The 12,721-nt window shown below is 39.4% G+C and carries 10 protein-coding genes and 1 riboswitch; of the genes, 1 reads left to right on the forward strand and 9 read right to left on the reverse strand.

Features of this window, described 5'->3' with window-relative positions; all coding sequences use genetic code 11:
* Nucleotides 1–70: 70 nt before the first annotated feature.
* A riboswitch (SAM riboswitch) is annotated at nt 71–179 on the reverse strand.
* A 276-nt stretch (nt 180–455) separates the two neighbouring features.
* The 5 genes from ssuE to pdxS form a co-directional block, all read right to left on the reverse strand.
* Nucleotides 456–989, reverse strand: a complete 534-nt coding sequence (gene ssuE, locus MKY17_RS14905) for an NADPH-dependent FMN reductase (protein WP_098369547.1) — start codon at nt 987–989, stop codon at nt 456–458.
* 210 nt (nt 990–1,199) lie between these two features.
* Entirely contained in the window at nt 1,200–1,787 is a 588-nt protein-coding gene (locus tag MKY17_RS14910) for a TetR/AcrR family transcriptional regulator (protein WP_098369546.1), read from the reverse strand.
* Nucleotides 1,788–1,924: 137 nt separating this feature from the next.
* Nucleotides 1,925–2,677 (reverse strand): SDR family oxidoreductase, encoded by a 753-nt coding sequence (locus MKY17_RS14915; protein ID WP_339200145.1) that lies wholly within the window; start codon nt 2,675–2,677, stop codon nt 1,925–1,927.
* Nucleotides 2,678–2,827: 150 nt separating this feature from the next.
* The gene (pdxT, locus tag MKY17_RS14920; protein WP_286178793.1) at nt 2,828–3,424 is read right to left on the reverse strand and encodes a pyridoxal 5'-phosphate synthase glutaminase subunit PdxT; all 597 of its coding nucleotides are present in this window, start codon (nt 3,422–3,424) and stop codon (nt 2,828–2,830) included.
* Between the two features lie 4 nt (nt 3,425–3,428).
* On the reverse strand, nt 3,429–4,316 hold the full coding sequence (pdxS, locus tag MKY17_RS14925) for a pyridoxal 5'-phosphate synthase lyase subunit PdxS (protein WP_098369544.1): 888 nt from the start codon (nt 4,314–4,316) through the stop codon (nt 3,429–3,431).
* Nucleotides 4,317–4,450: 134 nt separating this feature from the next.
* On the opposite strand from pdxS, the gene MKY17_RS14930 reads away from it, so the two are divergent.
* Entirely contained in the window at nt 4,451–5,845 is a 1,395-nt protein-coding gene (locus MKY17_RS14930; RefSeq protein ID WP_098369543.1) for a PLP-dependent aminotransferase family protein, read from the forward strand.
* Nucleotides 5,846–6,126: 281 nt separating this feature from the next.
* Here MKY17_RS14930 and pabB read toward each other — a convergent pair whose 3' ends face one another.
* The 4 genes from pabB to MKY17_RS14950 all read right to left on the reverse strand — a co-directional run bounded on the left by pabB (nt 6,127) and on the right by MKY17_RS14950 (nt 12,616).
* Nucleotides 6,127–7,875 (reverse strand): aminodeoxychorismate synthase component I, encoded by a 1,749-nt coding sequence (gene pabB, locus MKY17_RS14935; protein WP_339200146.1) that lies wholly within the window; start codon nt 7,873–7,875, stop codon nt 6,127–6,129.
* A 92-nt stretch (nt 7,876–7,967) separates the two neighbouring features.
* Nucleotides 7,968–8,990 carry an LLM class flavin-dependent oxidoreductase gene (locus MKY17_RS14940; RefSeq protein WP_098369541.1) on the reverse strand — a complete coding sequence of 341 codons (1,023 nt, stop codon included), beginning with the start codon at nt 8,988–8,990 and terminating at the stop codon, nt 7,968–7,970.
* Between the two features lie 93 nt (nt 8,991–9,083).
* Nucleotides 9,084–10,082 carry an LLM class flavin-dependent oxidoreductase gene (locus MKY17_RS14945; RefSeq protein ID WP_339200147.1) on the reverse strand — a complete coding sequence of 333 codons (999 nt, stop codon included), beginning with the start codon at nt 10,080–10,082 and terminating at the stop codon, nt 9,084–9,086.
* A gap of 287 nt (nt 10,083–10,369) precedes the next feature.
* Nucleotides 10,370–12,616 carry an AAA domain-containing protein gene (locus MKY17_RS14950; protein ID WP_339200148.1) on the reverse strand — a complete coding sequence of 749 codons (2,247 nt, stop codon included), beginning with the start codon at nt 12,614–12,616 and terminating at the stop codon, nt 10,370–10,372.
* Between the last annotated feature and the right edge of the window lie 105 nt (nt 12,617–12,721).

Genomic DNA, 12,721 nt, shown 5'->3' on the forward strand with positions numbered 1-12,721 from the left:
ATTGTTATGGTTTGCCTCAAAAAAAACAAAAATCTTTCCATGATGGAAAGATCCCAAGGTAAATATCTTTACCTTATCTTCCAAAATGATCAACATTTTGTTGGAGGTAGCACCTTGCATCCATCATGCAGGTTGCTGGACTTCAAAGGGCCAATTCCCTCCGTCGCTCTGGATAAGTTTTATTATTTTAAATATTAACATATATTTAATCCTTGTCAATGGAGTTTTCTTATAAAATAACTTGGTTTAATATTATGGATGAACTGTTATTTTTATACACACTATTCAATTTATGATTTTATGTTCATATAAATAAGAAAATAGACTTGTCTTTTTAGATAAGGTCTCCAAAAAAATAAGTCTATTTTCATAAAAAGCCTATTATTGTCGTATATCCTTACTTTAAAAAAATTCTCGAATTTCAGTCCTTTTGAAGAGGGGATTACTTGAAGTCATTAATTTCTTAACTGTATCGCTTCTACAAATTCTTGAACTTGACTCTGGACGCGATCAATTAAATGCGAATCAATAATCGGTTTTTCTGAATTCTGTTTATCTATTTCCTTATCTACAAAATAAATGCCCTGCAGCGGCTCGCCTTTTAATATTGAAATTAATGGTTTAAGCGCATAGTCAATCGCCAATAGATGCCTGTTACTTCCACCAATCATGATTGGCAGAACTGGCTTACCCTTAAAAGCACCTTCTGGCAGCAAATCAATCAAGGCTTTCAATACACCTGTATAAGAAGCCTTATAAACCGGTGAACCAATAATAATTCCTCTAGCTGCTTGAATTCTCTCTGAAAGCTTTAAGATATCTTCGCTATTATATTTCCCTTGAAATAAATCATCTGCTGAGAAATCCGTAATTGAGAAATAAGCTGTGGTAAATCCTTCGTTTTCGACTAATGATTGAATATGTTTTAGTGAAATGTCCGTTCTTGATGGTATAGCAGGACTTCCTGATAAAATTACGATATCGCTCATTTAAAACCCCTCCTATGTTACATGTTTTAAAGATAAAATCTTCGTAAAGCATTTCGTGCAGCATGATTTTATCGTAATAGTCTGAAAAATATAAGTCAAATCTTACACTCGGGTTTAATGAATTCACTAGTTGACTTCATCGACTCTGAATGAAAATAAAATGGTCATATTTGCGGCTTGATGCTCATGCCCTTCAATATGACCGTTTCATTATGTATGATTTTGTTTACCATGAATACCATATACCAAAAGTTGAGCAATGCTCTTAATTCGTTCAGAAGTAAAATATGGCTCCTTTTTTTGTTGATGGATCTCATAATGTGTGGATAATGCCAATGTAAAAGAAATGATCCCCACATTAAATAGGATAATATCAGAGATATATTGTATCTCTCCGCTATCTATTCTCTTCTGTATTTCAATATGCTTGGCATTTGGCTTGAAAATCTGATCTACATATTGCTTTGAAATATCTTGATCGAATTGTGTTTCCCTAAATAATATCGAAAACTGTTCTTTATTTTCAAGAATTTTTTTTATCATGGTGCAAACATGATTCTCAACTAGTTCATCCGTAGATAGATGGCTAGTCCCATCTTCGGATTCCTCTTTTTCAATAGGGGTAATTGTAGCCAAAAGCAAATCTTTTTTGCTGTCAAAGTATTTATAAATAGTAGCTTCGGAAACATTGCAAGCAGAGGCAATTTCATTCGTTCTTGTCATGTCAAAACCTTTAGTGGCAAAAAGAGTCCGGGCTACATTTATGATTCGTTCTTTGGTTTGCTGCCCTTTTTTCAAAAATATCAACCTTCTTTTATAAAGATAAGACCGGTTTTACCAATCTATTTTCCATGATATCTCGATGGTATCAATCGGTCAACATATTACCTTTGATCTATTAGAATTCAATATTCCCATATATCATAAATAGAAAATCACTTAAAAGATGCATAGCCATCATCGACCATGACTACACTTCCATTGATCGCATCCGCTTCCTCTAACGATAATAGATAGACGGCATTTGCAATGGCTTCTGGCTTAATTAATTTACCGCGCATTTGACTTGCATTCAATTTATCGATGATTCCCATATCTTTATAGCCTTGTATGATAGGAGTGTCAACCCCGCCTGGCGCAATGCCCACTACGCGTATGCCATAAGCACCCAATTCCAAAGCTGCTGGCTGTGTCATCATTCTTACAGCGCCTTTAGTTGCCTGATAGGCAAAAGTCTCATGGGAAGCTAAGTAGCCAAACACGGAAGCGGTATTTATAATGACTCCCTTGTTATCTAGCTCCTTCATTTTCCGTCCTGCTGCCATGATTCCAAAGGCAACTCCGTGCTGGTTCACTTCAATCGTTTTGAAGTAACCCTCCATATCTTGATCGAGGATCATACCGCCTGCACCAATGCAGGCATTATTAAACATGATATCGATCCTTCCATATGTTTGCACTGCTTTATTGATTAACGATTCAACATCTTCCTGCTTAGATACATCCGTTTTAACAAAAATGGCCTCTCCACCATCCGCTTTTATCTGTTCAACAGTTTCCTGTCCCATTTCTTCATTAAAATCCGCAACGACGACCTTGTCCTCCTTTGCTGCGAATTTCAAGCATGTTGCTCGGCCAATTCCGCTTGCTCCTCCTGTAATAACTGCAACTCTTGCAGTCAATTCCATTTCCCTCTCACCACTAAAAAGTACGTAAGTGATCACTTATTTTTTTCATTATAAAAGTAAAGAATATTGAATTCAAGCAATATGAATTTTTATAGTGTTATGAGCATTCAAAAATTGAAGCTGTCCTATTAATAGGACAGCTTCATTTGTTTAGCAGGTTTTCAATTCGACCTTACTTACAGAGGTCTTCACCATTTCAATGAAAAGTTGCAGAAAACGATCATCACCTGTTAATTCTGGATGAAACGCACTGACAAGGACATGGTCTTGTCTTGCAGCCACTACATTCTCTTCATAAACAGCCAATATTTCTACACCTTCTCCAATTCCATCCGCAAATGGCGCCCGGATGAATACAGCCTTATAAGGGTCTTCCATTCCTTTGATTGATAGTTCAGCCTCGAAACTATCCCGTTGACGTCCAAATCCGTTCCGTTTCACGGAAATGTCCATTAGTCCAAGATAGGCCTTCTCATCGCCAGTCAATTCATTGGCCGCCAATACCATCCCTGCACATGTACCGAAAATAGGTTTTTTACCTTCGAAGAAAGTTTTGATCGGCTCCATAAATCCATAACGATCCATTAGCTTCCTCATCGTGGTGCTTTCTCCGCCTGGAATGATCAAGCCATCGATTTCCAGCAACTGTTCCGGTTTTTTTACTATAATTGCTTGTTCGCCGGCAGCTTTGATTTGGTTCAAGTGTTCTTCAACTGCTCCCTGTAATCCCAAAACACCGATAGTTATCATATTACCATCCACGTTCCTGCATCCGTTCTGCTGGAGCTAGTTTGGAAATATCAATTCCTTTCATTGCACTGCCCAACTCTTTGGATAGGCGGCCAATCAATTCATAATTGGTGAAATATGTAGTAGCTTGAACGATTGCCGATGCGAATTTTTCTGGATTTTCAGATTTAAAAATACCAGAACCCACGAAAACGCCATCTGCTCCCAATTCCATCATCAGTGCTGCATCTGCTGGAGTGGCAATTCCGCCAGCTGCAAAGTTAACTACAGGCAATTTACCTGTGCGTTTGATTTCTCTTAAAATTTCATAAGGTGCCCCAATATTTTTTGCCTCTGTCATTAATTCATCATCACTCATGATGCTCACTTTACGAATTTGTGACTGTACCTTTCTCATATGACGCACAGCTTCCACAATATTACCAGTACCTGGTTCTCCTTTTGTACGAAGCATTGATGCTCCTTCACCAATACGGCGTGCAGCTTCTCCTAAATCACGGCATCCACAAACGAAAGGTACGGTGAAATCACTTTTTAGAATATGGTATTCTTCATCAGCAGGAGTCAGCACTTCACTTTCATCGATATAATCGACTCCCATGGATTCAAGTACCCTTGATTCAACAATATGGCCAATCCTTGCTTTAGCCATGACCGGGATGGACACTGCATTCATTACTTCCTCGACAATTCGCGGATCTGCCATTCTAGCTACCCCGCCAGCCGCACGGATGTCGGAAGGAACCCTTTCCAATGCCATGACAGCGACAGCACCTGATGCTTCTGCGATTTTTGCTTGTTCAGCGTTAATGACGTCCATTATTACGCCACCCTTTTGCATTTGTGCCATTCCTCTTTTTACTGTGTCAGTTCCTAATAATTTTTCCATTTCTCTTCCCCCTAATATTTGCATTTTTTAGATTTGTTAGATTTAGTATAAAAAATAGTTGACCGCATTGAAAGTGTCAGTTTTAATAAATTTAATGGGGTCAGTATTAAATTTTTATAAAAGGTGGAAACAAAATGAATATGCTTTCTTGTGATTTAAATCGGTTAAGTGAAATACCTTTGTACGAACAATTATATTCACATATTAAAAAAGAAATCATTGATGGCCGTCTTCTTTACGGTACAAAGTTACCTTCCAAACGGAAATTGGCAGAGTTCCTTCAAATAAGTCAAAATACTGTCGAGACTGCCTATGAACAATTGACTGCTGAAGGTTACGTTGAAGTCATCCCAAGAAAAGGGTACTATATTCAAACATTCGAGGATTTAGAGTATACACAAGCTAACCAAGTATCCTTGGAAAAAAACAATCATAAAGAAGGGGAATTGCTGTATCATTTTCATCCCAGCCAAATTGACACGGAACACTTCCCATTTGAAAAATGGAGAAAATACACGAAAAGCAAAATCGATGAATCACATCAAGATCTTCTTTTACTGGGGGATTCTCAAGGGGAATATGAACTACGATGTGAAATTGCCCATTATTTGTATCATGCACGTGGCGTACAATGTGTTCCCGAACAGATCATCATTGGTGCAGGAATGGAGATTTTATTGCAGCAGCTTGTCCTTCTATTCGATAAAAATGCCATCTATGGTGTTGAAGATCCTGGGTATCACTTGATTCACCGGATTTTACGCAGCTACCCAAATGAAGTCCACCCCCTTCAAATTGATGAAGAAGGCGTAAAGGTTAACCAAATTGAAGATTCAAAGATCGACGTCGTGTATGTCACTCCCTCACATCACTTCCCCAATGGGACGATCCTATCCGTTAACAGACGGACGCGATTGTTGAACTGGTCCCAAGGGGCAACAAACCGCTATATTATCGAAGACGATTATGATAGTGAATTTCGTTATAGTGGAAAAACAATTCCTTCCTTACAAAGTATGGATGCTGGTGATAAGGTGATTTATTTAGGGTCGTTTTCCAAATCATTGATGCCATCGATTCGGATCAGTTATATGGTTCTTCCCGCTCCATTGTTACAAATCCATCAACAGGAATTATCTTTTTACCATTCCACCGTTTCTCGGATTGATCAGCATGTGTTGACACAGTTCATGAAGGAAGGGGATTTCGAAAAGCATTTGAATCGAATGAGGAAAGTTTACCGTCGCAAATTGGATAAAGTGATTGATCTGTTTAAACCACATAAGCAAATAAATATCATTGGTGAACGGTCAGGATTGCATATCGTCCTCATCGTTAAGAACGGCATGGATGAAGAGACACTTATTCAAAAGGCAAATGAAAATCATATTAAAATTTATGGACTATCGACATATTCTATTGAAAAAATTGACGAAAACCCTCCAAAAATCATATTGGGCTTTGCAGGGATCCCTGAATCCGAATTGGAAAAGGCCATTCACCTTTTATTGATCTCATGGGGTTTATAAAGAAAAAAGAAGTTCACTGTCGTGAACTTCTTTAAGTTTGTCGAACAAAATGAGGTCCCTTTCATGATTTTAATACAAGACTTTTATTTGTGATGAAACCACAATAGGTTGAAGAAATTTGCGAGACTCCTGCCGAATGTATTCCAATACTCATTCCTAATTTCCGTTTGAATCGTCAGCATTCGAATATTTTTTTAAAAAAGCTCCTTGTATTCATCACTCGCAAGCATTCTATAAACTGCAATAAAGATTTCAATTTTCACTTTTTACAAATAATCAGCTTAGAAAGTTAAATTCACTTTTAATTTCCCTCGCACGCTATTAATAAACCAAATTTCCTCAGCGTTATTTAGGTCATCCTTTGAAATGGGTTTTTCTTTGATTTCCTTCTTCCTGATCAAGTCTTGACGAAATGTTCCAGCAAGGAGACCTGTGTCCACAGGAGGGGTATAGAGGTCACCATTTAACTTCACCACTACATTTCCGTTCGTGAATTCGGTGATGAATCCTTCTTCATTCCAAAGCAGAACATCCTGGAAGTCGGGATTATTCATTTGAAAGCCTTCATATACATCACGATTGGTGGTCTTATGAAATAGAAATGGATTTGCACTTGATATTGGAGTTTCAGCCAAGATGGCCGTAAATTCTGAGTCAAGGGGCTTGATTGCTTGTCCGGAGACTTCAATTTCACCATTTTCATTAAGTAGTACCCTTACCTTTTGCAACGTCCCATGGTTTAATTCCGCATACTTTTGGAGTCGATCTCTTACATACAATTCAGAGAATCGGTAATTGAAGTAATCAGCGGATTGTTTCATCCGATCGATATGATCATTCAACAAATAATATTCGCCATCCTTGAGTTTCATCGATTCCAATAGTTTGTAAGCAGGCCTTTCCACCGTCAATAATTTGGCTTTTAAAAAAGCTTCGTCATATTCTTCCAATAACTCGGAATCCCAAGTGATTCCCCCGCCTACCCCATACTCAGCTTTCCCTGTTGCCTCATCGATCACGACTGTACGAATCGGTACATTAAAAACGGCTTCGGATTCAGGGGTGATAAACCCGATTGCACCGCAATAAACTTCACGTGGTGAATTCTCGATATCAGCGATGATCTCCATCGTTTTTATTTTAGGTGCACCTGTTATCGATCCACATGGAAAAAGTGCCTTGAATATATCAATGATTGTTGTTTCGGGATTCGTATCGGCTGTAACCGTGGATGTCATTTGCCAAACGGTCGGATATTTTTCAATTGCCTTAAGCTGTGGAACCTTGACGCTTCCAGGTTCTGCAATCACTCCCAAATCATTTCTGAGCAAGTCCACAATCATGTAATTTTCAGCCTGATTCTTTTCCGAGGCTGCTAACCAGTTTGCATTGAGCTGATCCATTTTCAGTGTCGTTCCCCGTTTTACCGTTCCTTTCATTGGACGAGTAATCAGCTGACCATCTTCCCAACGGAAAAACAACTCGGGTGAAGCCGATAGGATTCGATGTGTCCCCACATTCAAATATGCACTATAGTTCGAGCGTTGGGCTCTCTTCAAGCGATTAAAGAAAGCGAAGTCATCTCCTTTGAACTGGGATTGCAAACGCATCGTATAATTGACTTGATAAGTATTGCCTTTCTCGATTTCGGATTTTATTCTTTGAAACCCGGAATGATAGGTATTTGAATCCGTTTCTGATTGCCATTCAGCTAAATTAAAAGCCCCGGTCATTTTTTCAGGTAATTCTTCTTCCGGTTTATCAAAAATCCCGAACCATAATAACGGCATCTTGGCTCCATCTTTTACTTTAAAAGATTTTTCAAAAGCAGGTGCCGCTTCATAGGAAACATATCCCGCTGCATAATGCCCCTGTTGAATCGCTTCCTGGACTTTTTGGAATTGGGGAAGGACATCCCCAATTGAATGGGCGGTGAACACTTTTTTCGGGTTCGTAAAATAAAGAGGCCGGCTGTCACCTTGTTTATCTGTGAAGTGAAATATTAAGGATAAAGGATCTTCTCTTTTCATTCTTCTCTCCTAACTTTGTTTATGAAGACAATCGGTATGTATTTTATAAAAAAGCTTGCAGACACGTAATCTGCAAGCTCATTCTTTGACACTTATTTCATTCCAGTAACTTCTGCAATGATTTCATAAGAACGAAGGCGTGCATCCTGATCATAAATGGCAGAGTTTATAATCATTTCATCCGCCTGTGTTTCATTTAAAAATGACTGCAACTGCTCTTTAACCTCTTTTGGATTTCCTATAATGGAAGCGTTCAGCTGCTTCATGACAATGGCCTTTTCATATTCTGTCCAAAGGCCTTCCATCGTATCAACTGGAGGAGCAAGTTGACCAGGCGTGTTCCGTATCAAATTCAAGAACTGCTGTTGATAAGATGTAGCAATCCTTTGCGCTTCTTCCGTAGTATCAGCTGCAAATACATTGATACCAACCATGACATAAGGTTTATTGAGAACGTCGGATGGTTGGAAATTATTGCGGTAACGAGCTAAAGCTGGTTGAGTATTTTCAGGGGAAAAATGGCTTGCAAATGAAAATGGCAATCCCAGCTGTGCTGATAATGCTGCACTGAAGCCGCTTGAACCAAGCAGCCAAATCGGGATATCCTGTCCTTCGCCAGGTATGGCGCGAACACGATTATGTTTAGAATCCGCATCTAAATAGCTACGGAGCTGTGCCAATTGTTCAGGAAAATCCTGTCCGTTATTACGTACATCACCCCGGAGTGCCATGGCTGTAAATTGGTCGCTTCCCGGAGCACGCCCCAGTCCTAAATCTATTCTACCAGGATACATTGCTTCCAATGTTCCAAATTGTTCTGCGATAACCAGCGGTGCATGATTCGGTAGCATTATGCCTCCAGATCCCACACGAATCCTTTCCGTCCTACCTGCAACATAGCCTATAAGCACTGACGTTGCAGAGCTTGCAATCCCAGGCATGCTATGGTGTTCTGCAACCCAGAAACGGTTATAATTCCATTGCTCCGCATGTTTAGCTAATTCTACTGTATTTTTAAAAGCTCCCGAAACTGTACCACCCTCAACGATAGAAGCCAGATCCAGAACGGAAAAAGAAATGTCGCTAAGTTTTTTTGCATGTTGATCAGCATTCATATCTTCATCTTCTTTCTTTCAATTATGATTAATTGGACGCAAAGCCATCATATAGAAAATGTACACAAAATGCACATAAAATGCTCGAACGGATTAACTGTTAAGAATTTCCCTGGCAATCAAACGAAACGAATTAAGCCGATCCTCCAACTTATGAGTGATGGTTATCAGCATGATTTCATCTGCTTGATATTTCTCCTGAATCTCCAAAAGATGATACTTCACTTGTGAAGGAGTACCAAAAATCAGTTTTTTATCCATGGTTTCCATCAATGCTTTTTCTTTTTCAGTCCAATCATGGTTCCTTACTTCTTCTATACTTGGAACCTGCTTTCTTTCCCCTTGTCCACTTTGAATTTTCCATAGAATGTTACTAAGAGCGATTTCTTTCGCACGTTCCTCCGTTTCTGCGCATATGGCCGAAACCGTAACGATCGTTTTAGGTGCTTTAAGTAACCCTTTTGTTTGAAAGTCCTCACGGTACTGGTGAAAACTCTGCACGCCATCACTTTCACTCATGAATTCACCAAACGCATATGCAGTGCCATTCTCAGCGGCTAGTTTTGCACTTTTCCCGCTTGTTCCCAATATCCATGGTTCAGGCGGTACCACTGGGATAGGAGCAGCTGAGACATTTGAAAAAGGATGTTCTTTCGGAAATTCATCTCTTAGAAAATACAACAGTTCTTGAACAAGTTCTGGCATTTTGTAAACATTCTGAAGAAAATTATCGGATAATGCCATCGTTGCTTCGGCAGATCCACCAGGAGCACGCCCCAGTCCTATATCAATCCGTCCTGGGAAAAGTGTTGCAAGCATATTATAAGTCTCTGCTATCCTATATGGCTTATAATGTGGAAGCAGCACTGCCCCTGATCCAATCCGGATTTTTTTTGTTTGTGCACCAATGTAGCTTATCAAAACCTCTGGAACGGAACAGGCCAATCCCGGCAGATCATGATGTTCAGTTAACCAGATTCTGCTATAACCAAGTCTATCCCCTTCTTGCGCTAGTTGTAATGATGCCTGCAATGCTTCTTGTGCTGACTGTCCGGATGCAATTGGGGATTGATCCAAAATGCTCAGTTTCATTTTATTACCGCCTTTCTTGCCTTTCGTAACTTAATGGTAAATCATAACTAGTCGAAAGTCGCTTGAAAAGCTTGCTTTGTTTTTTTAGTTTGCAGCCTTTAACGGAAATTATAAGGAGTTGAAACTAAATTGGGGAGTAGAAGTGAATAATATATTCTAGCGAGGTGTTTGATATAATACATTAATTGCGCAGGTGCTTAAGGAGTCATTTCATCACTTATTCTATCGAGGTTTTTTTTTGAATAAACACAAATGAAGAAAAGCCCTTTTTAAGGGCCTTTCCGAAGCTATTCACTTTTTTTGAATTGAGATAGTAATTCATCCGCCATTATTTGCGAATCCAAACGAGCCGCTATAAACGGGGGCTGGACCCGATTATTGGACTCTACGGGCAAACCTAGCCAGACAACTCTTTTATCAAAGATGATAAAGGAAAAAGAAACAGGTGAACAAATAAAATGATCAGCGCTGATATCAGGGTTTCTTTTTGCTGAAATGATCGTCAATTTCACTGCAGGGTTTCGTTTCATTAAATATTGCTGCCATTCTTCTGACAAACTGTTCAAATCCGGAACAGCGATAACCATCTCTTGTTTTGTTGATTCAACATCTTCCTGAAAGTCCCCCAATTTACGGGCATGCATCCATTTCAATCTCGGGTGCTGGTGTTTAACCCATTTTCCAATGTCTTTCTTTGATACAATCTGATCATTTTGAATTTGATGATCAACAAGCTGACGAAGTGTTTTGCTGCGATAAACGTGTTTGTTAACAAATGAAGTGTCACATACATGTACGAACTTACCCTTAGTCCTTGTTATGGCTACATTAATGAGCCTTTCACTTTCTCTCCCTGTCAATAACATTCCAGCCCTGTTTTGCGGATAACTATCAACAGTGTCAAAGATCATCATCTCACGTTCACTTCCTTGGAAACGATGTACAGTTGCAGCGATGATATCCGCCGTTTGCCGTTCTTTCTCATATAAATCATCCAATAGTTTTTCCATCAAGTCTGCCTGAGCACGGTAAGGGGCAACATAACCAATTGACCTTGATCCGCCCATATAAGCTTCATGAATCAGTTGAAAAGATAAAAGCAATTGCCATAAATTCATTCTAGAGTGGGATGTCCGTTCAGTGATGCAATATTCCCCTGCTAAGCTAGTATCAAGAAGTACTGCTGCCTTATTGGCAAACGGTTCCGACAGCATTATGCCCTCCCTGCTAGTCGCAACACTTTTATGATCGCCAACAAAATTGTTATAGACGACACGATTAGTGAATGCTGAAATATCCGGATGCATGCGGCGCTGTTCCTTTAATAGGAATAAATGAGGATGGAGTTCTCCTTCTTCAACAGACTGGGCGACGTCGGCCCGATGAAATATGTCTTCCTTCAGCCAAAGTTTCACGAGGGAATCACGAGCCGAAGCTATAGGTGGCAATTGTTTGAAATCACCACAAACGATAATATGTTTGGCTAACGCTGCAGCAAAAGCTACCTGAGGTACGTAAGCCATACTCGCTTCGTCCAAAATAACCAGATCATACTCTTTTTGATAAACCGTTTCATCATTTGCGGCTTTAGCTAAGGTCGTCCCGATAACTTTTGCTTCTTTTACGAATTGAATCTCTTTTTGGCGGATTTTCTCCAAGACCTTGGCCAGCTTTTTCTCTATCTCAATTAATTGATCTGTATCCCTTTTACTGAATGACCCTGCCAAGTCATACTTTAATAGACGTTTCTCTTCGCCAAGCTCTTCTTTTTCTTTAACTAATGTCGGTTCATGTTTACCTAATAATTGCCCTGTAACAATATCATCATGGATGGCTAGTGATTCACCGATTTGAGATCCATAGCGAAGCACATCGCCTTCTTTGAAACGATCTTTCTTTTTAATGAATGATGAAATTTCAGCCATCAAAACATCGACAGCCTGGTTGCTATGTGACAAAACCAGAACTTTTTTATCTTGTAAATAATGATTGGCTACTGTACGAGCCAATGTATAGGTTTTTCCTGTACCAGGGGGTCCCCAAACAAAAGTAACAGGATTGAACTTCGAGCGCGCATATAATTCTTTCACACTGCTTTGTATTTCATTTAAAGGATGTTTTTGCGGCATGGACGGATCCATCAGTCGCTTGATCCGAAGCCTTTTCCTTTTGCTTCTCTTGATTTCATCCAAGCGGACAATCAATTGTTCCAGCAATTCCCAAGGATCATGATATAAAAAGGCTTCACCGATCATATCGCCTAACGAACGATCAAAAACAATGATTATACTTTTCCCCTCTGATGAAAGGATTCTTCCATCCTGTTTAATCCCTCCCCATTCCAGTCGAACGAGGGAACCGACAGGGATTTTTATCGATGAACCTGTTTCAAAATAATAATTGAAAGAACCGTCACTTGTAAGCAGATGGCCGTTTGAAACCAGGTATTTTGTGCTGCCATACTTTTTCAAATGCAGGATCTCAAGTTGAAGTGCCTGCTGCCATTCTTTTATATAATTTACTGTCGAATTCATTTTTCACTTTCCTCACAAAATATGCCATTGAAGTACAAAGAAACTGGCCCATTGGCTAGGCTCCGATGTTTAAAAAACGCTGTCACCATGACTTTTTTCGCGAAT

This window comes from Peribacillus sp. FSL P2-0133, from assembly GCF_037975445.1.
Taxonomy (GTDB): Bacteria; Bacillota; Bacilli; order Bacillales; family DSM-1321; genus Peribacillus; species Peribacillus simplex_E.

Bases quoted from the DNA above. Each gene is read 5' to 3' on its own strand.
- MKY17_RS14940 (WP_098369541.1), bottom strand. From the start codon at position 8,990: ATGAATGCTGATCAACATGCAAAAAAACTTAGCGACATTTCTTTTTCC.
- MKY17_RS14950 (WP_339200148.1), bottom strand. From the start codon at position 12,616: ATGAATTCGACAGTAAATTATATAAAAGAATGGCAGCAGGCACTTCAA.
- MKY17_RS14915 (WP_339200145.1), bottom strand. From the start codon at position 2,677: ATGGAATTGACTGCAAGAGTTGCAGTTATTACAGGAGGAGCAAGCGGA.
- pabB (WP_339200146.1), bottom strand. From the start codon at position 7,875: ATGAAAAGAGAAGATCCTTTATCCTTAATATTTCACTTCACAGATAAA.
- MKY17_RS14945 (WP_339200147.1), bottom strand. From the start codon at position 10,082: ATGAAACTGAGCATTTTGGATCAATCCCCAATTGCATCCGGACAGTCA.
- MKY17_RS14930 (WP_098369543.1), top strand. From the start codon at position 4,451: ATGAATATGCTTTCTTGTGATTTAAATCGGTTAAGTGAAATACCTTTG.
- ssuE (WP_098369547.1), bottom strand. From the start codon at position 989: ATGAGCGATATCGTAATTTTATCAGGAAGTCCTGCTATACCATCAAGA.
- pdxS (WP_098369544.1), bottom strand. From the start codon at position 4,316: ATGGAAAAATTATTAGGAACTGACACAGTAAAAAGAGGAATGGCACAA.